Raw genomic sequence first — 23,886 nt, forward strand, 5'->3', positions numbered from 1 at the left:
GCGTGTCGGCACAGCCGGTGCTTCGTGGGCGGCGGGGAACACCGGCCGGTCGTGTCTGCTCAAGCGGAGACGCCCTGGACGGCCGGATGCGGGACGAGATCCGGATACTGCGCGGATTCTGCGCGGCGCATCCGGCGCATCAGTCGACAACGAACAGACGGGCGCCTTCTTGCGTGCATGAGCGGTGCGGCTGCGTGTCGTTTCCGACCTGATAGCTGCCGCCGGCCTTGATGGTGACGATTTCACCGTTTGCCAGTTCGGTGGTGAGTGTTCCTTCGAGGACCAGCAGGACGTGGCCCCGACTGCACCAGTGATCGGCCACGTAGCCGGGGCTGTACTCCACCATCCGAACGCGCACGGCACCGAATTGACGTGTGCGCCAGGTAGCGGTCCCGGAGTCGCCCGCATGCACTGAAGGGGTGACGTCCGACCAGTCGGTGATTCCGAAGGGTGTGTCGGCCAGATCCATTATTCCGCGCTCCTTTCTTCGGCGTTCGCCTGCCATGCGCGTCCCATTGCTCGAAGCAGCGCCGGATACACCCACACGTACCGGAAGGGCTTGACAGCGGCCATGTATGCGCTGCCGAACAGCCCGTTCGGCTTCACCAGGATGGCCATCTGGCCGCGGTGGCCACCGGCCTCGTCCGGGACCCAGCCGATGTGCATCACGGCGTGCACGGTCCGGTTCGCCGTCTCGGCCGCCCACTCGTCGTGCAGTTGGTAGAGGGAGGTGAACGGATCCGAACGGACATCGGGCCCCCGCGGACCCTCGCGGAGGTCCGCCGGCAACCGGTCGCGCAGCGTCGGAACCCGGGTGCCGATGCCGGAGTCGGCTTCGTCCCAACCCAGCAGCCTCCCGAGCTTCCAGCGAACCGCGAAGAGCAGGCGGTACACGAGGGAGGGGGAGGATGTGTTGGCCCCGTCTCTCGGCCCGTTCGCGATCTGGCGGACCAGGTGCGGGAAGTCGTGGGGACCGCCCGGTGTCGGCAGCGCCCAGACGTCCTCGACGCGGAAGTCACCGGCGATCTCGTGGATCCGCCAGGGGCGGGACGTGTGCGCCGTCGTGGGGAGTCTCATCAGCAGGCCCCTATCCATACGTATCTATGTGTCGTTGCCTCGTGCGGCGAAGTGGTGATCGTGGATCAGAGGGCCAACTTCTTGTGAAAGCACACCCGGTCGTGCCCGGGACCGTCGTAGTCACTGTGTACGGGCAGACCATCGACCTCTCGGTCCCCGCTTTCCAGGGTGAATCCCATAGCGCGGTGAAAGGCGATGGATCCTTTGTTTCCCGGCGAGGTGATCGCACGCACCTCTGTGCGGCCGACGTCGGCGGCATGCTGGAAGAAGGTGGTGTACAGACACCGGGCAACCCCCTGCCCACGAAGCTCGGGATCCACTCCCACGAAGTGGATGTACGCCTCTTCGTCGTTGTCGGCGGCGTGGAAACCAATGAGGAACGCCCTGACGCCGGCTTCGTCCTCCAGGACCAGGCTGGTGCCTGAGAAGAACTGCAAGAACAGCTTGGGCAGCAGCAGTGACAGCTCGCGGGCCTGCGCCGGGGCACGCGAGTCCCCCCACCACTGCTGCACACATGCGACGATCGTGCCGTGGTCGGAGACGCGGGCCTGTCGCAACACTGGCATGTCGTTCCCTCTCGGGGTCGTGGCGATACTGAAGGAGCCGGTGGGGTGGGGCCGCGCGGCCGTTGAGACGAGCGACAAAGTCCCTGATGGAAACGCAGCGACGCGGGATGCCAGGCGCTGCGAGCCGGGCACTCACCTTGCGCCGGACTCCTGGTCAGACCCTGACGGCTATTTTCCCGCGTGCACGGCCACTCCTCAGGTAGCCGATGGCCTCGGGGACGTCGGCCAGCGGGTAGGTCCGGTCGATGACGGGGGTCATCGAGCCCGCCTCGATGAGCTCCGCGAGGAGCCGCAGGTCGTCGTGGCTCTGCGTGGAGAACAAGCCGCGCAGGCGCTGGCCGGTGAACGGAGACAGCAGCAGCGCTCGCAGGAGCCGGCCCATGCCGCCGAACCACTTCCCGCCGTCCTCACCGCCGACCATGACCAGCGTCCCGCCGGGGCTCAGGACGCGGCGGAGCCGGGCCAGGGGGCGGTTGCCGGCGATGTCGAGGACGAGATCGTAGCGGCGGGTGCCGTCGGTGGGGTCCTGACGCGAGTAGTCGATCACCTCGTCGGCGCCGAGGGAGCGGACCAGCTCCGCTGTGGCGCCGCTGCAGACACCGGTGACATGGCCGGCCCCGAGGGCCATGGCCAGTTGCACCGCGAAGGTGCCCACGCCGCCCCCGGCGCCGATGACGAGGACACTCTGCCCGGACCGCAGCCGCCCGACATCGCGCAGCGCCTGGAGGGCGGTGCAGCCGGAAACCGGGACGACGGCCGCCTGCTCGAAGCCGGCGTTGAGGGGCTTGCGGGCGAGCCTGTCCTGCTTGGCGCTGGCGTACTCGGCGAACGACCCGTCGCAGGTGCCGTACACCTCGTCGCCCGGCTGGAAGCGTGTGACGTCCGGGCCGACGGCCTTCACTCGTCCCGCGACATCCATGCCCCGGACGCGCGCCTTGGGCGCCCGCAGCCCGAAACCGAGGGCGCGCAGCAGATACGGCTGGCCCGTGGTGAGGTGCCAGACGCCCGGGTCGACGGATGCCGCCCGGACCTGAACGAGCACCTCGCCGCTACCGGGCTGCGGCTGTGCGATCTCTTCGAGACGCAGGTCCTCGGGCGGTCCGTAGGCGTCTTGGACGATGGCCTTCACTTGCTCTCTCCCTCGATTTCCCCGGTTTCGTCGGTTCCGGGGTACTGGAAAACCTCTTCGAGCGGGACGCCGAAGACTCGGGCGATCTGGAAGGCCATCTCCAGGGTGGGCGAGTAGCGGCCCTGCTCGATGGCGATGACGGTCTGGCGGGTCACGCCGATGCGGCGGGCGAGCTCGGCCTGGGTCATCTCGCCGTGGGCGAAGCGCAGCGCCCGGATCGCATTGGTGACCCTCGTCGGCCTCACCACGGGTGGAAGCCCAGCCGGTAGGCGACGATCTTCGCCGTGGAGGACAGGATCGCCGACAGGACGAACGCCAGGTAGATGGCGTTGGCGATCCAGAACTGATCGGCGCGGACCATCGCCAGGACGAGTCCGGCCACGCCGCCGATCACGATGAACGACTGCCCGATGTACATGCCGAAGCGGTGGATCTCCCGGTCGCGCTGGTCCTTGGTGTTCGCGCCCTCGGGAGACGCGATCGCCACCGTGATGTTCAGCGCGATCTGCGTGACGATCGCCGCACCGACGGTCCACAGCAGCGGGGACGCATAGGACGTCTGCGCCAGCGGCGCCGCTCCTTCGTGCCGTCGCAGGACGACGCCCAGGTACGCCGCGTATGACGCGACCGTGACCAGGACCATGATCCAGGCACGTTTCTCTTCGAAGGCCACTGCCGCTCCCGATGTAAAGAAATCTTGACACAGGCAGTGTCAAACAATCGCTACATGATGTCAAGTTTTCTGTACATCACAGGGCGACATCAGCGGTTGGGCCTGCAAGCGCTGACCAACCCGCCCTTCACCCATCGCTGCTGAGGGCGCCTTCGAGTCGGACGGGAAGCCGGGCACGGATCAGCACATGGGCGAGCAAGGCCGTCGCAACGGCCGTCGCGGCCGGGCGACGGCGAAGCCCTCGGCAGCCTGCCGAACCGGAAGACCTGGAACCCGCCCGCCGGCCCCGGCGCACACCACCGCGCCCACCCCGGGGGCTCAGCCGCGGGATCTGAGCCGACGGAGCATTCGCGCGTCCTGGAAGCCGACCGAGCGGGCCGCCGATTCGACTGTCGCGCCCTGGCCGATGAGGTGTTCGGCGCGCTCGACGCGGAGGAGTTGCTGGTAGCGCAACGGGGTCAGGCCCGTCGAAGTCGTGAAGTGGCGAGTCAGTGTGCGTTCGCTGACGCCGACGGCAGAGGCGAGATCAGCCAGGCCCAGGTGCTCGGTGAAGCGGGTGTCGATCAGGTTCTGGGCGCGGTGAACCGCGTCGTTGAGGTGAGCGCGGTGCCGCAGCACCGCGCTCACCTGCTGGTCGTCGCCGTTGCGGCGGGCGTAGACGACCATCTGGCGGGCCACGCGCGCGGCGGCGGCCGGGCCGTGGCGGACGGCGATCAGATGGAGAGCCACGTCGATGCCGCTGGCGATGCCCGCCGAGGTCATAACCCGATCGTCGACCACGTACAGCACGTCCCGTACAACCCTCGCCCGTGGGTAGCGCCGGGCGAGCTCGTCCTGCACATCGTGGTGGGTGGTGCAGCGCCGACCGTCGAGCAGCCCCGCCCGGCCGAGTGCGTCCGCCCCCACGCAGACGCTGGCGACGGTGCCGCCCGACGCGTGATGATCCGCGAGCCACCGCAGCGCGGCCGGGCCGATCGGCCCAGCGCCTCGGAGCTTCACCTGCCGCCAGCCGGGGACGATCAGCAGATCGTCGGGCGCGGGCTCCGGCAGGCTGACCTCCGCCCTCAGCGTCACGCCCTGCGCGGTCGGAACGTCCTCCCGCTCGGCGACATAGCCCACCTCGTACCCGTAGCCGAAATCGGCCGCCGTGGAGAAGACCTGGGCGGGCCCGGCGAGATCCAGGAGATGCAGCTGCGGGACGAGAAGGAAGACGACACGGGTCACGATCCGGTCAGCCCCTTCCGCCTCTCGTGGCTGCCTCGCCGGTCAGTTCGCCGACGTCGGCGAGGGTCGCGAAGCGGCCCGCCAGCGCGTACTCGGTGCGAGCGATGATCTGGTCCGTGGAGAGGGTGAGCGGGTCGGCGAGGATCTCCGCGAGGGAGCGCCCGGCGGGGGCGTTCCAGTGCTCGATCGGATGGGTCGCCGTCGCGTCCGTGACGAACGTGACCCCGTAACCGAGGTCGGAGGCCAGCCGGGCGGTCGTCTCGCAGCACTGCTCGGTGCGGATGCCGCATATGACCACCTCGCGGATGCCGCGCTCGGTCAGCAGCTGCTGCAGGTTGGTCGTGGTGAAGACGTTGCGGGAGGTCTTGGTGACCACCGGCTCGCCATCGGCCGGGACGAGGCCGTCGATCAGGCGGACGTGGCCGAGGGCCGGGTCGAAGGGGGTTCCGCTGCCCGGCTGGGAGTGCAGAACCCACACCACCAGGTCGCCCTTGGACCGGATGGCCTCGACCAGGCGGTCCACCTGTGCCACGACATCGGGGTTGGACACGGCCGCCCAGTTCGGCAGCTGCCGGAACGACTCCTGAACATCAATGACGATCAGTGCTCTGTTCATGCCTCGATCCTGGCCGCGCCATGGCTCCCGCAGAAGGCACCATCATGCCCCGATGCGGACCGATCCGGTCACAACGCTCAGGCTCGGGGCTCGCGGGCGACGCGGCCCAGATGGGTGCAATGCCCGGCAGCAGGCCGGCCCGGCTCCTCGCCGACGGCACCGAGGACCGCCCCCTGACCGCCGGTGCGACGCGGCGGCGAACCCCGGTCCGTACTCGCCAAGTTGTAGCCGAACGGCCTGGTCAGGGGGCGCAGAACCGTGGACTACGGCTTACGGGCGATCGCCCCGTACATCGCGATGTCCTCGTCCCGAATACCCTGTTCCCCCGTGCCGTCCGGGTGCCACTTGTGCACCTGGACGATCCCCGGCTCCACCAACTCAAGCCCCTCGAAGAACTCGTGGGCCTCCTCGATCGTCCGCAGCCGCATCGGCATGTTGCGGGCCGCGTACTCCCGTGCCACCCGGCCCACCTCCTCGGGCGCGAACTCGGCGGTGCCGATGGTCATCGCCAGGTAGCTTCCGGAGGGCAACGGTTCGAGCAACCGCCGTACGATCCCCACCGCGTCGTCCTCGTCCAGGATGAAGTGGACGATCGCGATGACCGTGAGGGCGACCGGCCTGCCCGGATCCAGGGTCTCCCGGAACTCGGGGGCACCCAGGATGGCCTCGGGGTCACGGAAGTCCGCCTCGATGTACGACGTCCTCCCCTCCGGGGCGCTGGCCAGCAGCCCCTGGGACAGCGTGAGCACGATGGGGTCGTTGTCGACGTACACCACCCGCGACTCGGGCGCCACCGACTGGGCGATCTCGTGCAGGTTGGGGGAGGTGGGGATGCCGGTGCCGATGTCCAGGAACTGGCGTATGCCCGCCTCCTCGGCGAGCCAGCGCACCGCCCGGTTCATCCAGTCCCGGTTGGCACGCATGTGGATGGGCAGGGCGGGCCACTCCCGTGCCATGGCGTCACCCGCCTCCTTGTCGGCGGGATAGTAGTCCTTGCCGCCCAGGATGTAGTCGTAGATGCGCGCCGAGTGCGCGCTCTCGGTGTCGATGCGGTCGGCCGGCCATCCGTTGTCGGGCAACGCCGTCTCCTGTTCCGGGGGTCGCGGTTGGGGTGTCTCGGTCGTGGGGTGGGAGAGGAAGGCTCTGCGGAGGACGCAGAGACGAACACACAGGACGCAGAGATAAAAGAGGACGGCAGCGGCGAGCGGCCGCGCGTCACAGCAGGAAGTCGGCCTCGCCCGCCTTCACGCTCGCCAGGAAGCCCGCCATCTCTGTGCGGCTGAGCACCAGCGCCGGGCCGTCGGGGTCCGTGGACTGCCGCAGGGCCACGCTGCCGTCGGACAGTTTCTTCGCCTCCACGCAGGCGCCGCCCGCGTCGTCGCTCCAGGGCTTGGACCAGCCGCGGGCGCCGAGGGCGTGGGACGGCACACAGGTGTGTATCGGGTCCTGCACTTCTCACAACTCCTTGCGGATCGCGCCGAGGACGGCCTCGGTCTTCTTCGCGGGCGCGGACTGCGCGCCCAACCGGTCCAGGGCCTCGCGGTAGACCACGACGTCGTCCGCCTTGTCCAGGTAGACGGCGCCCACGAGGCCGCTCAGGTAGACGATGTCCGGCAGCTCGGGCGCCCGGAACCGGAAGAGGTGGAACGCCCCGGCGCGCATGGCCGGGTGCGGGCCGTTGCCGAACGGCATGACCTGCAAGGTGACATGGGGGAGGGCGTTCATCGCGATCAGATGGTCGATCTGGGCGCGCATCACCTTCGGGCCGCCGACCGGCCAGCGCAGCACCGTCTCGTCCATCACCACCCACACGCGCGGCGGCGAGGGCCGCGACAGCAGCTCCTGGCGCCGCATGCGCAGCGCCACCCGGCGCTCGGTCGCCTCGGCGGGGGCGTGCGGGTTGCCGGCGCTCAGCAGGGCGCGCGCGTAGTCCTCCGTCTGCAGCAGGCCGGGCACGAACTCGGCCTCGTACGCGCGGATCTGCAGGGCGGCCTGCTCCAGGCTGAGGTACGCGGCGAACCAGTCAGGCAGCACATCGCGGTAGGTGTGCCACCAGCCGCGCTTGTTGGCCTCGCGGACCGACTTCAGGAACGTGTCGATCTCCGGCTGGTCCGTGACGCCGTACGTCTGCAGCAGCTTCTCGACGTCCGCGATCCGCAGCCGGGCCACCTTGGCGGCCTCCATGCGGCGGATCGTGGAGTGGCTGACCCCGATCGCCTCGGCGGCCTGCTCGTACGTCAGACCGGCCCGTGTGCGCAGCTCTTCCAACTGCCGACCGAGGATCATGCGCAGAACGGTGGGGGCGCCGCCCCAGTCGGTTTCCGCGGTCACGCCTACCCCCTCGCACGGGATGCACGGTCGCAGTCTGTCACGATCTTCCGTCGACCGGAGCAGGATGCACCTCACGAATTGCAATTTTCAACTTGCTGGTTGCGGGGCGTTGTTGGCGGATGCCACAGTGTTCATACCGCCCCAAGACGGTGAACCATGGCGCTCGACAGCTCAGTTGGGGGAGACGGGGCTGCTTCGGCGCCTGCGGCGCGAGGAGCGTGGATCGCGCCGAGGCCGGAAGGCGGTGGGTACCGGCCAGGTCCCCAGGCAGACGAAAGGCGAACGGCGATGGCTCCGCCCTCCCTCCCCCAGTCCGTGGGCCGCCCGCCCGCGGGCGCGGCCCATCCGAGAACCGGTGTCCTCGACCTCCCGGCGGTCCCCACCGCCGTCGGTCTGGCCCGCACAAGCGTCCGGCGGCTGCTCGGCCGCTGGGGCACCGGGGACTGCACGACCGACAACGCCGTGCTGGTGACCTCGGAGCTGGTCACCAACGCGGTCAAGCACAGTGCCGGCGACCGGATCGTCTGCCGGATCCACACCGACGGCCACCGGCTGCGCATCGAGGTCGAGGACGAGAACCGCGGCGGCACGCTCCCGACCCGGCGCCGGCCCGGGCCGGACGACCAGGGCGGCCGCGGGCTGCTGCTGGTCGGCATGCTCAGCGGCGACTGGGGCGTGCGGGACGCCCCGGACGGCTCCGGCCTCATCGTCTGGGCCGACCTGGCACCGGAACCCGGCGAGACCGTCGCCGCCGGCCCGTCCTCGCTCCCGCACACCCTCAGGCCCGCCCCCCACCCGGCCGAAGGATCCACATCGCATGGAACGACCGCCCGTCTTTGACCCGCAGTCCCGTCCCACTCCCTCCCCGTCCCCGCACCCGTCCCTTCCGCTCGAGCCGCCCGACCGCCTGCCCCTCCCGGCGGAGCTGGCCGCCCCCCTCGGGTACGACGCCGTGGGCATCCCCGGGGGCCACGGCGAACGGATCATGAAATGCCTGCCCCGCGTAGGCTGCGTCTTCGCCGACGACCTGCGCTGGTGGTGGATCGTTCCCGCGGGCTCCGACATAGGAGTCACCTGGCCGCCGACGACGAGCTACGCCGTCGACGCGCGCGTGGGACCGGGCGCGGCGCCGGACGCACGCCGCCGTGACCCCTCCTGGAGCGGCCCCCGCCCCGGTCGGCCCCGGCTGATCCACCGACCGGACGGTGACTGTCCGTACACGCCCCCCATCCCGCTGTACTTCCTCGTCTGCCGCCTCGCCGGCAGCACCCCGCACTGGTCGCTGGGTGTGGGCGCCTGAGGCGGTTCCGGGCCTCAGGCGCCCAGGTCCGTCTGCCCGGGCGCGTGACGCGGAGCTGATCCGGAAGGCAGGCCACGGCCCCGTCTCGGGATGAAACCCGGCGTTCGGTGGCGCATCCTTGCAAGGGTGCGATCGGGGTACCCGGAGGCCCTCAGTGAACGACGCAGGAGGTGCCCGGCGCCTCCCCTGGGACGAGCCGCGGGGTGCGCCGGAGGCGAGCGGTAGAGCGCGTGCAGGCCCGAAGGGCTGAGCACGATCGGCCGCTCGGCGCCGGCTCAGGCGCCCCGAAGGCGAAGTCGTGGAAAACGTACCGGGCGGTGTGGTCATGGAGAAGAACGAGACACGCGGCAAGGGGGAAGTAACCAGTCACTCGGTGTTCGGCGCACCGTGCTGGGTGAGTCTGGCCACCCGCGACCTGGAGGGCGCGGAAGAGTTCTACCAGGCCGTCCTCGGCTGGAAGTGGCGGCCCAACAGCCTCGGCGACCGGTTCCGGGTGGCGCTCGCGGACGGGGTGCCCGTCGCCGGGATCGCCGCCGTGGCCTCGATGTGGCAGATGGCCGTGGCCTGGACCGTGTACTTCGCGGTCGACAGCGCGGACGACGCCGCGGCCCGCTGCCGGGAGCGCGGCGGGACGACGGCCGTGGGACCGCTCGCCCTCCCGCCGGGCCGGGCGGCCCTGCTCGCCGACCGCGACGGGGCGGTGTTCGGCATCTGGGAGGGTCCGCTCATCACGGACTGGGAGGAGTGGCGGGCGGCCGCGCCCACCTTCATAAGGCTGCACACGCGCGACGCCTTCGACGCCGCAATCTTCTACGGCGAGGTCCTGGAGTGGGCGGCCGCGCGCCCCGGCCACTGCGAGGTCCACTACGACGGTGACGAGGTCCTGCTGCGCAGCAGCGGGGTGGTGGTCGCGCGGATCCACTCGGGGGCGGTGGAGGCGGCGCCCGATCCCACGATCCGGCCGCACTGGCAGATCCACTTCACGGTCGACGACGTCACTGCCTGCGTCCTGGCGGCCCGCGCGCACGGCGGGTCCGTGCTGCAGTGGGAGGAGGGCGCCGGTGAGGCGGTGCTGGCCGACCCGGACGGCGCACGCTTCACCGTGACCGCGAGGCAGCGGGAACGCTGACCGGGCGGCAGCGGGAACGCTGACCGGGCGGCCGCGCGGGGGTGCCGGCTCGTGGTGCGGCCTCGGCGGGCGGGGTCCGGAGGGGAGCCCCGTTGTGTGGGGCCGGGGCGACCGACCGCCCGCCGAGGGGCGCGAGGGATCAGGACACGGCCGAGTCTGCGGTGGGGGCCTGATCGCGACGGCGGCGCAGCACGCCCCGGCGCGGCTCCTGGTCCGGCAGCCAGCCGAAGGCCAGACAGCTGCCCACCGCGCCCAGCAGCAGGCCGATCAGGAAACCGCCCAGGTTGGACGTGAGCCAGGTGCCCAGCGACACCAGGATGCCGATGAGCGAGTAGAACAGGCGCTGGGTGGGATTGAAGAGGGTCAGCAGACCGCACAGCACCATCACGGTCGGCAGCAGATACCCCGCGACGCCCTGCATCCCGATGTGCATGACCACCTTCAGCGACGCCTTCTCGGTGAGGAGGATCTCCGCCCCGCCCAGCGCGAGCAGCAGCCCGCCCCAGAAGGGCCGGCTCGCCCGCCACCGCCGGAAGGCGGCCCTCGGCCGGCTCGTCATGAGGGGCAGTCCGAGTCGCTGAAGCTGAGCTTGAGCCCCGGAAGCTTGAAGGTGCCCGCCGTGGTGGCGTAGTTCGTCTGGCGCAGGTCGGCGATGTGCACGGTGTCGGACTGCTGGCTGAAGACACCGTGGGGCCCCTTCACCCCTGCCTTGTTCAGCGTGCCGGCGTCGTTGCCGATCTCGATGTTGGTGAAGTCGGCGTCACCGGTCAGCTGGGTCGAGTCGGTGGTCAGATCGCGGGCGACGACTTTGTCCTTGCCGCCGCCCGCGGTGATCTTCAGGTAGGAGCCGCCGAGGTCGACGCTCTGGCACAGCTTGGTGAGCGTCGCGTTCTTGATCACGGAGGTGACGACCGCCACCTCGTCACCGACGGTGTCTCTCAGCGGGTTGTCCTTGTCCAGCGTGTCGAGGCCGCCGAACTGCTCGAAGCCGGTGCCGTTCAGGTCGGTGGCGGTGACCGTGAAGGCCATGCCGGAGATGGAGAACTGGACACCCAGTGCTCCCTGGGCGGTCATGATCGCGAGTCCCGCGGCGATCGCGGTGGCAGGCACCGCCATCACCGCGGCGCGGCGCAGGCGGACCCGTCCGCGTCTGGCGGGGGACCCCTCGGCGGCGGAACCGCTTTCCGGGGGCTCGGGGGTGGAACCGGGGGACGCCGTGACGTCCGAGGACGAGGCCATGTCTGCTCCTGGGCATGGTCAATGCGAGTAGGGCTTCACTGGCTCGGTGTCCTGGCGCGGACAGCGCTGCCGCGCACGCTCCTCACACCTCCCGGCGTGTGCAAGGGCTTACTCGTGGTGCGGGCAGTGGCCACCAAGGAAGTTACCGGGGGTTACATCCAGGGGTCAAGAGAGTTGTGTCAGAACCGTGTTGATTGTGTGGCGTCGGTGATCGTCTCGATGGCGGGCGAAGTCGCCGGCACCTCCGGTGCGGTGGCCGCGACCTGCGCCCTCGGGTGCCGACACGCCAACTCGTGTGCGACGTATTGACGTTGACGATGAATCAGGTCTACAACATCCCGTGTTTTCCGCGGATCCGTGGCGCCGGATCCGTCGCACGGCGCGCGTCGCCCTCCCGGCCCCTGCCTTCCTGGGCGTGTGGTGACACCTCCGCACTCGCGGTGCGCCGCACGGATCCTTCACATCCACCGGCGATCCGGTAACCCCTCCGCGTCACCGGCATGTCCGCTTCCACCTGGCCACGGACCGTCCCCGGCGGCCCGGCCGCCGCTGCCGCCCCGTCACGTACGGAGAAGGCGTGACGGGTCGGCGGCGGCACCCACCACCCGCATAGCCCCCCACTTCGGAAAGAGGCACCCCATGCGTACCACCCGATCCCTGCTCGCCGTCGCCGGCGCCGCCGCGGCCCTCGCCGTGGCCACGTCGTCCCCCGCCTCCGCGGACGGCGCGGTGCTCACCGCCGGCGGCACCGCCGTCGCCGTCGGCGACGTCCTCAACGCGTCGCTCGCGAGCGGCACCACGGCGACGCTCTACTCCAGCGCCACCGGTACCAGCGGTGTCTCCTGCACCTCCTCGACGTTCACCGCCACCGTCACCGACAACCCGGCCGCCCCCGGCACCGCCACCGAGTCCCTCACCGGCCACAGCTTCGACAGCAGCAGCTGCACCAGCAACGTCACCGGCGTCCTCGGCGTCAGCAGCATCACCGTCGACAACCTGCCCTACACCACCACGGTCGCCTCCGACGGCACCGTCACCGTCGTCCCGGCCGCCGGCTCCACCATCCAGACCACGGTCAAGCTGCGCACCCTGCTCGGCACGATCACCTGCGTCTACCAGGCGCCGAGCCTGAGCGGCACGGCGAGCAACACCGACAACAGCATCGCCTTCACCAGCCAGCACTTCACCAAGACCTCCGGCTCGTCGCTGTGCTTCGCCAACGGCTACTTCACGGCGAAGTACGCCCCGGTCACCGACACCAGCCAGGCCGGCAGCCCGGTCGTCTCCGTCAACTGACGGCCCACGACCCTCGGGGGACGGCCGCCTCCGGTCTCCGGCGGGACCCGGAGGCGGCCGTCTCAGCCGCGCCGGCGGCGCAGCACGGCGACCGCGGCGCCCGCCAGGAGCAGCGCGACCGCCGCGGCGCCGCCCGCCGGCAGCGGCACCGAGGGGCCACGGTCCTCACGGGACGCCGTTGCCGCGGCCGGGGTGCCGGGGACGGCCGTGGCCGGGGCGCCGGGCACGGTGGTCGCCGGGGCGCTGGGCGACGGTGTCGGCGTGCCGTGCGACCCGTCCTTGTCCGTGCCGGCGCCCGAAGCGCCGGAGGCGGCGAACACCACGTCGGAACACGAGTAGTAGGTGTCCGTCGTGCTGGAGTTCTGCCAGATCGTGTACAGCACGTGGTGCCCCGAGCGGTCCGCCGGAAGCGTCGCCCGGATCCGGTAGGCGCCGTTGCGCAGCGGCGGGTCCGTGACCTCCGCGAACGGCTTCACCGGCAGGTCCGACCAGGTCAGCGGCTTCGTGGGGTCGTAGCCGCGTTTGGTCAGGAACAGTTTGAACGTGCCCGTGTGCGGGATCGTCGAGCTGTACGTCATCGTCAGCGCGGCCCCGGGTGTGAGCCGGGTCGACGGCCAGTCCGAGCGGGCCAGGTCCAGGCCCTTGTACGCGGGCAGCCCTCCGCTGCACAGCCGGCCGTCCGGGATCGACTGCCGGTCCCTGCCGTTCACGTCCGCCACCCGCAGGTTGTCCCAGGCCGTGAACGGGGCACCGTTCGCCGCGACCGCCGCCCGGCACGCGGCGGTCCCCGCCCGCTCGCCGCCCTCGGGTGAGCACGCGACCACCCGGCTGACCGGATCCGTGGGCGCGCCGTGGGCGAGGGCCGGGGTCGCGGGCAGCAGCGTGGCCGCCACGGCGACGGCGGCCGCGGCGACGGCGGCCGAGGTGACGGTGCGGTGAGCGGGCATCCGGTGTCTCCTGGCGCGTCGGGTCCGGCGGCGGGGGGTGCGCATCGAGGAGTACGGGGATGCGACGGCGCCTGTTCAGACCTGCGGCGCCTCGTGACGGCCCGACCGGCGGCGCGGGGAGGGGTGGACGCGCCGGTTAGCGTAGGCGCATGGCAACCGAGAGCGCCCGAGGGGCGGTGGACGTGAAATGTCCGGGCTGTGGCTCGGCCGCCGTGCGGACGGTCCCTGAGGTCTGCGCCGATCACGCGTCCATGCGCGACGGCCTCGCCGACCGGCTGGCGCGGTCGCCCGGCGCGCCGTCACGGTTCGACAGCTGTGTCCACTTCCTGGAGGGCATGCTGATGGTCGGTGTCGGCGTCGCCCTCGCCTACAGCGGCGTCGCCCACCACCAGCCGCTCTACACCGCCGGCGGGTCGCTCCTCGCCGTACTGCTGCTGGTCGGAACGGTCGTCGTGGTCCGTCGCGAGGCCCGCGAACGGGGATTCGTCACCGCCGGCGAGCCCCGCGCCGAGACGCTGTGGCGACCGGCGTACCACTGCGCCGGGTGCGCGTCGGTGTTCTGCCCCGGCGGCACTCCGTGGCAGGGTCTGCTGACGCCGGAGCAGTTCAAGAAGTTCGTGTGGACCGAGGCCGGCTACGACAAGCAGCTCGAGGAGCGGTTCGCGGACGTCGACCTGCCGCCGGGCATCCCCGCCGGTCCCTGAGGAGCCGAGACCATGCCCGACGCCCCTGTGATCCTCGCCGACGAGCCGGGCTCCTTCCCGCACGGTGTGCTCTCGGCACGGCATCCCGCGCTGATCCGCGCGGTGCGGGACGCCTTCCCGTACGGACCCGACCGGCGCCGCGCCCTGGAGACGCTGCTGACCAGCGCCACCGAGGGCGTCATCGAGCCCCTCGGCACGGAGGACGACGTGCGGTGGGAGGAGTGGGGCGCGCGGGAGTACCTGGGCCGGTCCTGGTTCGAGGTGCCCTTCCTGTGGTCCGAGAGCTACTTCTACCGCCACCTCCTCCAGGCGGTCGGCTACTTCGGCCCGGGTCCCTGGCAGGGCATCGACCCGTTCCGCCCCTTCAAACTCGCCGAACTCGACTCCCCGGCGACCGACGAGGAACTGGCGGCCCTGGACCGGCTGGCCGGCGAGCCCGCCGACGCGCGGGCGCGGGCACTGCTGCACGGCTCGCTCTGGGGCAACCGCGCGGACCTCGGCTTCCACCTGTCCGCACCCGACGCCTCGACGACGGCTTCCGGGCTCGTGGCCGACGACAGCGAGGTGTTGTGGTCCCTGCTGCCCTGCGACACGGTCTGCCTGGTCGCCGACAACGCGGGCCGGGAACTGATCCCGGACCTGCTCCTGCTGGACCATCTGCTGAGCCAGGGCCGGGTACGGCGGGCCCTGCTGCACGTGAAGGCGTATCCCTACTACATCTCCGACGCCACGACCGCCGACGTCGTGGACGCCGTACGCCGCCTGACCGCCGCACAGGGCGAGGCTGCGGCCGCCGGGGAGCGCCTGTGGACGGCTCTGGCCGAGGGGCGACTGGAGGTCCGGGCGCACCCGTTCTCCTGCGCACCGCTGCCGTACGCCGACATGCCCGACGACCTGCGCGCCCAGTTCGCCGAGGCGGACCTGACGATCCTCAAGGGCGACCTCAACTACCGCCGCCTGGTGGGCGACCGGCTCCACCCGCCGACGACGCCGTTCGCGGACACCACGGCGTACTTCCCCGGCCCGGTCGCGGCGCTGCGCACCCTGAAGTCCGACGTGATCGTGGGCCTCACCGCGGCGACCGAGGCTTCGCTGGTCGCCGCGGAGGAACAACGCTGGCGCACGAGCGGCACGCACGCGCTGATCCAGGTCAGGCGGTGATCCGGGTGAGGCGGTGATCCGGGCAGACGTCGGTCACCGCTTCGCATGGGCGGCGATCGCGGGCTTCATGAAGCGGTTGACCGGGGTTTCGACGAACCGGTAGGAGATCATGGAGACGGCGAGGCACAGCGCGTAGAAGGCGGCGATGAACAGCACGCCCCCGATGACAGAGTTGCCCCACGGGTGCACGTAGCGTTGGCAGATCAGGATCAGCGCCCACTGGTACATGTAGATGCCGAAGGTGTACTTGCCGTAGGCCGAGATGCGCGTGACGGCACGGCTCTCCTTGGCACCGGGGGTGTTCCAGCGGGCGATCTCCCTTGCCGCCAGGGCGCCGATGAGCAGGACAATCGGAATGATTGTCAACGCCGTCAGGTCCAACAGGATCGGAGCCCACAGCTCCTCGACCACCACCGCGAGCACGAGCAGCGCGGTCGGCAGAAGGGCGTTCCGCGTCCACCTGCCGCGGAGCACCAGCAGGCAGATCACCACCCCGCACCCCGCGGCCACCGCGGGCTGGCGCCGCAAGCGGCTGCTGCTGACCGCCATGGCGGGCTTCGCCGTCGCCAACACCGTCACCGCACTGTCCACGCTGCGACGCCGGGCTCGGCGGCCGAACCGGCCGCGGTGTCGGGTGTGGTGCTCATGGATGTGCTCCAGGGGCGTAGGGGACGGGTGGGTGGACCCTCGGGTCAGGGCCGCTGCGGTGTCATGGCCGGCCGAGTCCGCCGTCGACCGGGAGGCGGACTCCGGTGGTGAAGGTGGCGTCGGTGGCCAGGAAGAGCGCTGCGCGCGCCACTTCCTCCGCGGCGCCGAGGCGGCCCAACGGCGGCAGCAACGCACCGTTGCCGTCCGGCGCCCCGATACAACCCGGCGCCACGGCGTTGACGCGGATGCGGCGGGAGAGAAGTTCGGCGGCCAGCGTGTGCACGGCGGTGGACGGCGGGCCGGGCGCCGTCAGGACGACCGAGCCACCGTCGCTGAGGAGCGACAGCAGTGGCCGAACGGTGTCCACGGCGTCGGCGAACAGCAGGTCGACAGCGCCACCAGGGCCGAGGCAGGCCGACACGTCGGCCGGTGCGACGATCCGGGCGGTGGAGCCCAGTTCAGTGCACAACCAGCGGCGCTCCTCGGTGGTGCGGGCGGTCAGCACGACGTGGGCACCGCCCTCCACCAGCCGTTTGGCGATGGCCAGCGCAATCTCGGTGGCCTCTCCGAGGACAACGGCCGTCCGGCCCGCGTACTTGGTCATGCTGCCGTTCCCTCCCCGCGTCTGTCTCCCGGGCCGGTCGCGTGGTGCCGCCCGGCGGACACGACTGTGCGCCGGGCTGCTTCGGGAAACCTTCGGAACCGCTGACGGTCGGCTTGCGGTCGGGGGAACGGGGCCGTCAGCGGCTCGGTGGCCGTCCTGTCGGAACGGTTTCCGTGACGTACAGTGACGCTCATGCGGTTCGGGGTGTTGGGCCCACTGGCGGTGTGGGACGACGAGGGGGTGGCCGTCAGGGTTCCAGAGGCGAAGGTCCGGGCGCTGCTCGCCGATCTGCTCGTGCATGACGGCGGCCCGGTCTCCGCGGATCGCCTCATCCATGACCTGTGGGGCGACCGGCCGCCGGGCCGGGCCGCGGGCGCGTTGCAGGCCAAGGTGTCGCAGCTGCGCCGGGCCCTGGGCCGGGACCGCGTGCTGCACCAGCCGTCCGGCTACCGGCTGCGGCTCGACGGCGACGAGGTGGACGCCGCCCGGTTCCGCGCCCTGGTGGAGCGAGCCCGTGGCGCTGCAGCCCCCAGTGACCGGGCCGCGCTGCTCACCGAGGCACTCGAGCTGTGGCGCGGTCCCGCCTACGCCGACTTCGCCGACCGGGAGTTCGTCCGCGGGGCCGCGCAACGCCTCGCCGAGCAGCGGCTGTCCGTACTGGAGGAGCAGGCCGAAGCCCGTCTGGCGGCCGGCGACCATGTCCTGCTCGCCGGGGAACTCGCCGACCTGGTGAACCGGCATCCGCTGCGCGAACGACTGCGCGCGCTGCAGATTCGGGCGCTGTACGCGACGGGCCGTCAGAGTGAGGCGCTCGAGGCGTACGAGGATCTACGCGCACGTCTTCTCGCCGATCTGGGCGTCGACCCGAGCCCCGAACTCGCCGCACTGCACCTGGCGGTGCTCCGCCAGGACCCGGAGCTGAAGCCGGCGCCGCTAAACGCCACCCGCTCTCGTCCTCGTACGGAGCCGGACGCCGGCAGCCCCCGGCCCGCCGAGGAGGCGGACGCGGGCACCACGCCGGCCCCCGCCAACCTGCCCACCTCCCTCACCCCCCTCATCGGCCGCGACAAAGCCTTGGCCCGGCTCTCCGAACTCCTCCACGCAGCGCGCCTGGTGACCCTGACCGGCCCCGGCGGAGTGGGCAAGACCCGGCTGGCCGTGGCGGCGGCCGACGCCGTCCACGGCGGATCCATCGTGAACCTGGCCGACGGGACCTGGTTCGTCGAGTTCTCCGGCATCCGCGACGGGACCGCCGCCGACCTCGCCCAGATCGTCGCCACCACCCTCGGCATCAGCGACCACACACCCTCCACCATGCCGGTCCACGGCACCGGCACCCCGTCGCCTGCCCACCATCTCGCCACCGTGCTGCGCGACCGCCGCACCCTGCTCGTGCTGGACAACTGCGAGCACGTCGTCGACGCCGCAGCCGACCTCGCCGGCCTGCTCCTGCGCACCGCGCCCGGGCTGCGCATACTGGCCACCAGCCAGGAGCCGCTGGGCCTGCCGGGCGAGGAAGTGTTTCCGGTCGAGCCGCTGCCCACCACGGACGCGGTACGGCTGTTCACGCAGCGAGTCGCCGCTGCGGCACCCGGCTGCCCGCTCGCCTCCGGCGCCTGTGACGCCTCCGACCGCGCCGCCGTCACCGAGATCTGCCGCCGCCTGGACGGCATCCCGCTCGCCCTGGAACTGGCCGCGACCCGGGTACGCGCCCTCGGCGTGCGCGAGTTGGCGGCCCGACTCGGCGACCGGTTCCATCTCCTGACCTCCGGACGGCGCGGCGCGCCGGCGCGCCAGCAGACCCTGCGCGCGATGATCGACTGGAGCTGGGAGCTGCTCAGTGCGCCGGAGCGCATCGTGCTGCGCCGCCTGGCCGCTTTCAGCGACGGCTGCGACCTGCAGGCGGCCGAGGCGGTATGCGCGGGCGACGGCGTAGCCGGCGCCGAGGTGCCTGCCCTGGTGTCCCGGCTCGTCGACCGGTCCTTGGTGGTCGTCGTTGCCGGGCCTACCGGTCCGCGCTACCGGCTGCTGGAGTCCGTCGCCGCGTACGCGACCGGGCGGCTGCACGAGATGGAGGATTTCGCCGGCGTCCGTGACCGCCACCTGCGTCACTACCTCGCGCTCGCCGAACGGGCCGAAGGCGAACTGCGCGGCGCCGAGCAGCGGTCCTGGCTTGCCCGGCTCGATGCTGAGTCCGGCAACCTGCGGGCGGCCCTTGACGAGGCGGTGCGCCGGGCCGCAGCCGGGGCGCCGGCCGAGGCGGCACGCCTGGCCACCGCCCTGGCCTGGTGGTGGCTGCTGCGCGGACGGCTCGTCCAGGCACGCCGCAGTCTGCGCGCGGTCCTGGACGCCACCACGGCCGCCGAAGCGGAATCCGATCACGCCGAACTGACCCTGCTGCATGCCGCTTTCGCCCTGCTCACCGGTGATCACAACGCGGCTACCGGCGCGCCGAACGGCGACGCCGTCCCCGACCCGGAACGCCGTGCGCGAGCGCTGTGGCTGTGCGCGTACGGCCTGTTCAGCGCTGGAGCGGCCGCCGACAGTGGTGAGTTGAACGACCGGGCGCTGAAGCTGTTCACCGCCGCGGGGGACCAGTGGGGCACCGCTGCCGCGCTCGGCCTGCGGGCCGCGCTCGCGCTCATTCGTGGCGACCTCGACAGGGTGGGCCGCGATGGACGGCGCAGTGCCGGGCTCTTCCGCACGGTGGGCGACCGCTGGGGAGAACTGCAGACCGTGTCGCCGCTCGCAGCGCTCGCCGAGATCAAAGGCGAATACGAGGAGGCCACGCGCCGCCAGTACGAGGGGCTGCGCATCGCGCGCGAACTGGGTCTGGCGGCTGAGGAGTCGGCCCGGCTGTCCGGTCTGGGCCGCCTGGCGCTGCTGGCCCGCGACTTCGACCGGGCCCGCGACCTGCACGAACAGGCCCGGCGCAGCGCCGCCGAACAGGGCTACAAGTACGGCGAGATCCACGCCGAGATGGGCCTGGCACTCGGTGCCCGCCGCTCAGGCGACCTCGATGCCGCCGAGGTGCACCTGCGGCACCTGCGCGACGGCTACGCGGACGTATCCTCGCAGGCGGGTGACCACCTGCTGCTGGCCGAGTTCGGTTTCGTCGCCGAACTGCGGGGCGACGCCGAGAGCGCCGCGGCGCATCACCTGCGCGGCCTGGACGTGGCCCGCGCACTCGGTGAACCCCGCGCCCTCGCGCTGTCCCTGGAGGGCCTGGCGGGCGCGGTGGCCCTGCACGGCACCGAGTCGGCCGCCGGCTGCGCGGCCCTGCTGCTCGGCGCCGCCGACCGAGCCCGCCGCAGCGTCGGCGCACCGCTGCCTCCGGCCGAACGCACCGACGTCGACCGCATCACCCACGCGGCCCGTACCACCTTGGGCGACGCGGACTTCACACAGGCCTTCGAGCACGGCACCCGCCTGTCCCCCGAGGAGGCGCTGCGTCAAGCAGCCACGCCCCTTAGAGCCCCGAACAAAATGGGCGCCCGGCTCGCGACGCCTGGCACGCACGCTCGCAGGCGACTTCCCAGGGCAGGGGCGGCGGGGCGAGACCGGGACCGGCGCACCCCACAGGGAACCGCACCCCCGATTCACGCGTTGGTGTGATCACATCCCGCCGAACGGATGCCTCCCCCACCCCGCGGGCAGGACCCGGCCATGACGCAGCCGTTCGACCTCCCGCACTTCTACATGCCCTACCCCGCGCGGCTGAACCCGCATGTCGACGAGGCCCGCGCCCACTCCACGGAGTGGGCCCGCGCCATGGGCATGCTGGAGGGCTCCGGCATCTGGGAGCAGTCCGACCTCGACGCTCACGACTACGGGCTGCTGTGCGCGTACACCCACCCCGACTGCGACGCCCCGGCCCTCTCCCTGATCACCGACTGGTACGTGTGGGTGTTCTTCTTCGACGACCACTTCCTGGAGACCTTCAAGCGCACCCAGGACCGCGAGGGCGGCAAGGCCTACCTGGACCGCCTCCCGCTGTTCATGCCCCTGGATCTCGGTACCGCGGTGCCGGCCCCGGAGAACCCGGTGGAAGCGGGCCTCGCCGACCTGTGGGCACGCACGGTGCCGTCCATGTCCGCCGACTGGCGCAGGCGGTTCGCCGTCGCCACCGAGCATCTGCTCAACGAATCCCTGTGGGAGCTGTCCAACATCAACGAAGGGCGGATCGCCAACCCGGTCGAGTACATCGAGATGCGCCGCAAGGTGGGCGGCGCCCCCTGGTCCGCGGGACTCGTCGAGTACGCCACCGCCGAGGTACCCGACCGTGTGGCCGGCTCCCGCCCGCTGCGCGTGCTCATGGAGACGTTCGCCGACGCGGTCCACCTGCGCAACGACCTCTTCTCCTACCAGCGCGAGGTCGAGGAGGAAGGCGAGAACAGCAACGGCGTCCTCGTGCTGGAGACCTTCTTCGGCTGCGGCACACAGGAGGCGGCCGACGCCGTCAACGACATCCTCACCTCACGCCTGCACCAGTTCGAGCACACCGCGTTCACCGAAGTCCCCGCCCTGGCCCTGGACAGGGGCCTCACCCCGGACGAGCTCGCCGCCGTCGCCGCGTACACGAAGGGGCTGCAGGACTGGCAGTCCGGCGGCCACGAATGGCACATGCGCTCCAGCCGCTACATGAACGAGAACGCCCGCTCCCGGCAGCGCCCCTTCGGGCTCTCCGGCCTCGGGACGTCCGCCGCCGACCTGCGCGGGGTACTCGCCGACGCGGGGGCCATGGGGGCGCCTCCCACGCCCTGCAGGCAGTGGGGGAGGCTGCGTGCGTACACCCATCTTCCCTTCCAGCAAGTGGGGCCTTCGCTGATCCCCGACCTCCACATGCCCTACCAGGTCGAACTCAGCCCGCACCTGGACGGCGCCCGCAGTCGCCTCACCCCCTGGATGCACCGGACGGGCATGCTCCAGGAGGGCGTCTGGGACGAGGACAAGCTGGCCGCGTACGACCTGCCCCTCTGCGCGTCAGGGCTGGACCCGGACGCGACCCCCGAGGCGCTGGACCTCAGCTCCCAGTGGCTGGCCTGGGGCACCTACGGCGACGACTACTACCCTCTCGTCTTCGGCCACCGCCGCGACCTCGCCGCGGCGAGACTCTGCACCGAGCGGCTGTCGGCGTGCATGCCGCTCGACGGCGGGGAGTTCCCCGCCCCCGCGAACGGGATGGAGCGCGGCCTGATCGACCTGTGGGCGCGCACCACGGCCGGGATGACCCCGGAGCAGCGGCGATCGTTGCGCGCCGCCGTGGACGACATGACCGAGAGCTGGCTGTGGGAGTTGTCCAACCAGCTCCAGAACCGCATCCCCGACCCCGTCGACTACCTGGAGATGCGCCGCGCCACCTTCGGCGCCGACCTCACCAAGAACCTCTGCCGCATGGGCCACGCCCCCGCGGTCCCGCCCGAGGTGTACCGCAGCGGTACGGTCCGCGCACTGGAGAACGCGGCCATCGACTACGCCATGCTCGTCAACGACGTCTTCTCGTACCAGAAGGAGATCCAGTACGAGGGCGAGATCCACAACGGGCTCCTCGTGGTGCAGAACTTCTTCGGCTGCGACCACCCGACGGCGGTGCGCATCGTGGGCGACCTGATGAACCAGCGCATGGAGCAGTTCCAGCACGTGGCCGCCCGCGAACTACCGGTGCTGTTCGAGGACTTCGCCCTCTCGGAGGAGGCACGCAAGGTCATGGACGGCTATGTGGCCGACCTGCGGAACTACATGGCGGCCATCCTGAACTGGCACCGCAACTGTCACCGCTACGGCGCCGACGACCTGGCCCGCCGCTTCCACCGCTTCGTCCCGGACCTGGCTTCGGCCGTCACCCTGCGGGCGGCGCCGGTGGCACGCTGACCGCCCCGGGCACGGCGCCGGGTGCGGCGGACACGACGGCCACCTGGGCTGACGGGCCCGCCGCTCCCGGACCGGGCGTCAGGCGAGCCGGACCTTCTCGCGACGGCCGGCGTGCTCCACCGCCGCTTGCGCCAGCGCCCGCACGACGGGGTGCGGGCGCGAGCCGTCGCCCGCGAGTTCCGGCTGGAAGAGGGTGGCCAGGAAGAAGGGGTGGCCGTTCAGTTCCGCGACCCTCACCTGTCCGTCCTCGTCCTGTCCGCTGAACCGCAGCCCGTGCGCGTGCAGCGTGTCCAGGTGCCGGGAGGGGCCGTACGAGCAGAAGTACCGTTCGACGGTCCGCTGCGAGCCGATCACATGGTGCGCCAGCGTGCCGGGGACGACACGGACCGCGGCTTCGTGGCCCACCAGGGAGCAGGCCAGCGGCTCGATGAGGAGGTTGTCGGCATCCGGGTCGTTCTCCGCGTGCGCGACCCGGGTCAGACCGCACACGGTGCGGGCGTACTCCAGCAGCGCGTGCTGGAAGCCGCCGCACGGCGCGCCGCTGCTGACCCGCCGTCCGTTCGCCCCCACCACGACGGGCGAACGGCTCCTCGAACACGCCGGTCCGCTGCTGCTGCGCCTCGATGCGGCCACGCCGATGTCACGCGGATGGCGGCCGCACCCACGCTCGGGGTGACGCTCGCGGCCACGCCGACCGCGCTCGGGCCGCGCGTCCTCGCCGCACTGCCCGCCGCGGGCGTCACCGTGAAGGGTGCTCACACGGGAAGAGATACCCGCAGCGGTCGCCACCGGCGGTGCGGACCTCGGCCTCGTGGACGGCCTGGCCGCGCCCAGCGATCCGCTGCGGCTGCCCGACGTGGCGCCGCTCGTGACCGAGAGCGCCGGCGAGGAGCCCGTCTGCGTTCTGCTGCCACGCAGCCATCCGCTCGCCGGCCGCGCCGGGCTCCGGCTCGGCGACCTGGCGGACGCCCGCTGGCTGGACGCCCCCGACGCCGGCCTGCCGCTGGCTCAACTGCGGGCCGTGGCCGGTGGCACGGGCTTCCGGCCGGCCCTGCGCCAGGAGGGCACCGATCTGCGCACGCTGATGGCGCTTGCGGCCGCAGGCCACGGCCTCGCAGTGCTGCCGCGCTCGGCGGCCACCGGAGTACCGGGCACGGTCGCCGTGCCGCTCACGGCGCCCCGCGTGGTCCACCGCACGGAACTCGTACACGGCCGGGGCCTGCGCGGAGCCGCGGCGACACTGGCCGCGCGGCTGCTGCCCGCTCCGCAGGCCATGGGGTGACCCGGTGCGCGGGCGGGTGCCCCCGCGCGCGGGCCGTCATGGTCGCAATGGGCTCGCGTCCGCCCCTGCGGAGGGGCAGGATGCTGCCC

Annotated in this window: 24 protein-coding genes and 2 pseudogenes; 9 read left to right on the forward strand and 17 right to left on the reverse strand. The window is 71.8% G+C overall.

Annotated elements, in window-relative coordinates; all coding sequences use genetic code 11:
• Positions 1–139: 139 nt before the first annotated feature.
• The 11 genes from ACFYZE_RS13355 to ACFYZE_RS13405 all read right to left on the reverse strand — a co-directional run bounded on the left by ACFYZE_RS13355 (position 140) and on the right by ACFYZE_RS13405 (position 7,616).
• Complete coding sequence (locus tag ACFYZE_RS13355) at positions 140–469, reverse strand: DHCW motif cupin fold protein (protein WP_388992017.1); 330 nt, start codon at positions 467–469, stop codon at positions 140–142.
• Positions 469–1,077 (reverse strand): DUF2867 domain-containing protein, encoded by a 609-nt coding sequence (locus tag ACFYZE_RS13360; protein WP_388992020.1) that lies wholly within the window; start codon positions 1,075–1,077, stop codon positions 469–471. Before ACFYZE_RS13360 ends, ACFYZE_RS13355 begins: the two co-directional genes overlap by 1 nt.
• 65 nt (positions 1,078–1,142) lie before the next feature.
• A complete protein-coding gene (locus ACFYZE_RS13365; RefSeq protein ID WP_388992022.1) occupies positions 1,143–1,643 on the reverse strand; it encodes a GNAT family N-acetyltransferase in 501 nt (166 codons plus the stop codon).
• 154 nt (positions 1,644–1,797) lie between these two features.
• Positions 1,798–2,772: an NAD(P)-dependent alcohol dehydrogenase gene (locus tag ACFYZE_RS13370; RefSeq protein WP_388992025.1), complete on the reverse strand. Its 975-nt coding sequence runs from the start codon at positions 2,770–2,772 to the stop codon at positions 1,798–1,800.
• On the reverse strand, positions 2,769–3,020 hold the full coding sequence (locus ACFYZE_RS13375; RefSeq protein WP_388992028.1) for a helix-turn-helix transcriptional regulator: 252 nt from the start codon (positions 3,018–3,020) through the stop codon (positions 2,769–2,771). The genes ACFYZE_RS13370 and ACFYZE_RS13375 overlap by 4 nt, the downstream gene beginning before the upstream one ends.
• Positions 3,014–3,445, reverse strand: a complete 432-nt coding sequence (locus ACFYZE_RS13380; protein WP_388992031.1) for a hypothetical protein — start codon at positions 3,443–3,445, stop codon at positions 3,014–3,016. The genes ACFYZE_RS13375 and ACFYZE_RS13380 overlap by 7 nt, the downstream gene beginning before the upstream one ends.
• A 318-nt stretch (positions 3,446–3,763) precedes the next feature.
• Positions 3,764–4,669: a GlxA family transcriptional regulator gene (locus ACFYZE_RS13385; protein ID WP_388992034.1), complete on the reverse strand. Its 906-nt coding sequence runs from the start codon at positions 4,667–4,669 to the stop codon at positions 3,764–3,766.
• A 7-nt stretch (positions 4,670–4,676) separates the two neighbouring features.
• Positions 4,677–5,285: a cysteine hydrolase family protein gene (locus tag ACFYZE_RS13390; protein ID WP_388992037.1), complete on the reverse strand. Its 609-nt coding sequence runs from the start codon at positions 5,283–5,285 to the stop codon at positions 4,677–4,679.
• A gap of 263 nt (positions 5,286–5,548) precedes the next feature.
• The gene (locus ACFYZE_RS13395; RefSeq protein WP_388992040.1) at positions 5,549–6,364 is read right to left on the reverse strand and encodes an SAM-dependent methyltransferase; all 816 of its coding nucleotides are present in this window, start codon (positions 6,362–6,364) and stop codon (positions 5,549–5,551) included.
• 136 nt (positions 6,365–6,500) lie between these two features.
• Positions 6,501–6,737: a DUF397 domain-containing protein gene (locus tag ACFYZE_RS13400; RefSeq protein WP_388992043.1), complete on the reverse strand. Its 237-nt coding sequence runs from the start codon at positions 6,735–6,737 to the stop codon at positions 6,501–6,503.
• 3 nt (positions 6,738–6,740) lie between these two features.
• A complete protein-coding gene (locus ACFYZE_RS13405; RefSeq protein WP_388992046.1) occupies positions 6,741–7,616 on the reverse strand; it encodes a helix-turn-helix domain-containing protein in 876 nt (291 codons plus the stop codon).
• A gap of 288 nt (positions 7,617–7,904) precedes the next feature.
• Between ACFYZE_RS13405 and ACFYZE_RS13410 the strand changes: the two genes are divergently transcribed.
• The 3 genes from ACFYZE_RS13410 (at position 7,905) to ACFYZE_RS13420 (ending at position 10,045) form a co-directional block, all read left to right on the forward strand.
• On the forward strand, positions 7,905–8,456 hold the full coding sequence (locus ACFYZE_RS13410; protein ID WP_388992049.1) for an ATP-binding protein: 552 nt from the start codon (positions 7,905–7,907) through the stop codon (positions 8,454–8,456).
• Complete coding sequence (locus ACFYZE_RS13415; protein WP_388992052.1) at positions 8,434–8,916, forward strand: hypothetical protein; 483 nt, start codon at positions 8,434–8,436, stop codon at positions 8,914–8,916. The genes ACFYZE_RS13410 and ACFYZE_RS13415 overlap by 23 nt, the downstream gene beginning before the upstream one ends.
• A gap of 325 nt (positions 8,917–9,241) precedes the next feature.
• Complete coding sequence (locus ACFYZE_RS13420; RefSeq protein WP_388992427.1) at positions 9,242–10,045, forward strand: VOC family protein; 804 nt, start codon at positions 9,242–9,244, stop codon at positions 10,043–10,045.
• A 139-nt stretch (positions 10,046–10,184) separates the two neighbouring features.
• Here the strand turns inward: ACFYZE_RS13420 and ACFYZE_RS13425 are convergent, their stop codons facing one another.
• Together ACFYZE_RS13425 and ACFYZE_RS13430 are read right to left on the reverse strand one after the other, a co-directional pair.
• Positions 10,185–10,604 (reverse strand): DUF6114 domain-containing protein, encoded by a 420-nt coding sequence (locus ACFYZE_RS13425; RefSeq protein WP_388992055.1) that lies wholly within the window; start codon positions 10,602–10,604, stop codon positions 10,185–10,187.
• The gene (locus ACFYZE_RS13430) at positions 10,601–11,284 is read right to left on the reverse strand and encodes a DUF6230 family protein (protein WP_388992058.1); all 684 of its coding nucleotides are present in this window, start codon (positions 11,282–11,284) and stop codon (positions 10,601–10,603) included. The genes ACFYZE_RS13425 and ACFYZE_RS13430 overlap by 4 nt, the downstream gene beginning before the upstream one ends.
• A 639-nt stretch (positions 11,285–11,923) precedes the next feature.
• On the opposite strand from ACFYZE_RS13430, the gene ACFYZE_RS13435 reads away from it, so the two are divergent.
• Positions 11,924–12,580: a Tat pathway signal sequence domain protein gene (locus ACFYZE_RS13435; protein WP_388992061.1), complete on the forward strand. Its 657-nt coding sequence runs from the start codon at positions 11,924–11,926 to the stop codon at positions 12,578–12,580.
• Between the two features lie 62 nt (positions 12,581–12,642).
• On the opposite strand, the gene ACFYZE_RS13440 is transcribed toward ACFYZE_RS13435, so the two are convergent.
• On the reverse strand, positions 12,643–13,527 hold the full coding sequence (locus ACFYZE_RS13440; RefSeq protein ID WP_388992064.1) for a lytic polysaccharide monooxygenase: 885 nt from the start codon (positions 13,525–13,527) through the stop codon (positions 12,643–12,645).
• A gap of 251 nt (positions 13,528–13,778) precedes the next feature.
• Between ACFYZE_RS13440 and ACFYZE_RS13445 the strand changes: the two genes are divergently transcribed.
• A complete protein-coding gene (locus tag ACFYZE_RS13445; RefSeq protein ID WP_388992067.1) occupies positions 13,779–14,231 on the forward strand; it encodes a hypothetical protein in 453 nt (150 codons plus the stop codon).
• A 12-nt stretch (positions 14,232–14,243) separates the two neighbouring features.
• Entirely contained in the window at positions 14,244–15,392 is a 1,149-nt protein-coding gene (locus ACFYZE_RS13450; RefSeq protein ID WP_388992069.1) for a damage-control phosphatase ARMT1 family protein, read from the forward strand.
• 33 nt (positions 15,393–15,425) lie between these two features.
• Here the strand turns inward: ACFYZE_RS13450 and ACFYZE_RS13455 are convergent, their stop codons facing one another.
• Together ACFYZE_RS13455 and ACFYZE_RS13460 are read right to left on the reverse strand one after the other, a co-directional pair.
• A complete protein-coding gene (locus tag ACFYZE_RS13455; RefSeq protein ID WP_388992072.1) occupies positions 15,426–15,983 on the reverse strand; it encodes an acyltransferase family protein in 558 nt (185 codons plus the stop codon).
• A 118-nt stretch (positions 15,984–16,101) separates the two neighbouring features.
• Positions 16,102–16,644, reverse strand: coding sequence for an SDR family NAD(P)-dependent oxidoreductase (locus tag ACFYZE_RS13460; RefSeq protein WP_388992076.1), 543 nt, complete (start codon positions 16,642–16,644; stop codon positions 16,102–16,104).
• A 192-nt stretch (positions 16,645–16,836) separates the two neighbouring features.
• Between ACFYZE_RS13460 and ACFYZE_RS13465 the strand changes: the two genes are divergently transcribed.
• Entirely contained in the window at positions 16,837–20,259 is a 3,423-nt protein-coding gene (locus ACFYZE_RS13465) for a BTAD domain-containing putative transcriptional regulator (protein WP_388992079.1), read from the forward strand.
• 51 nt (positions 20,260–20,310) lie between these two features.
• The gene (gene cyc2, locus ACFYZE_RS13470; RefSeq protein WP_388992082.1) at positions 20,311–22,515 is read left to right on the forward strand and encodes a germacradienol/geosmin synthase Cyc2; all 2,205 of its coding nucleotides are present in this window, start codon (positions 20,311–20,313) and stop codon (positions 22,513–22,515) included.
• A gap of 78 nt (positions 22,516–22,593) precedes the next feature.
• Here cyc2 and ACFYZE_RS13475 read toward each other — a convergent pair.
• A pseudogene (locus ACFYZE_RS13475) lies at positions 22,594–23,046 on the reverse strand (hypothetical protein); the annotation flags it as partial.
• On the opposite strand from ACFYZE_RS13475, the pseudogene ACFYZE_RS13480 reads away from it, so the two are divergent.
• Positions 22,943–23,797: pseudogene (locus ACFYZE_RS13480) on the forward strand (LysR substrate-binding domain-containing protein). The pseudogenes ACFYZE_RS13475 and ACFYZE_RS13480 sit on opposite strands and share 104 nt — an antisense overlap.
• Positions 23,798–23,886: the final 89 nt, after the last annotated feature.

This window comes from Streptomyces sp. NPDC001796, assembly GCF_042892355.1.
Classification (GTDB): domain Bacteria; phylum Actinomycetota; class Actinomycetes; order Streptomycetales; family Streptomycetaceae; genus Streptomyces.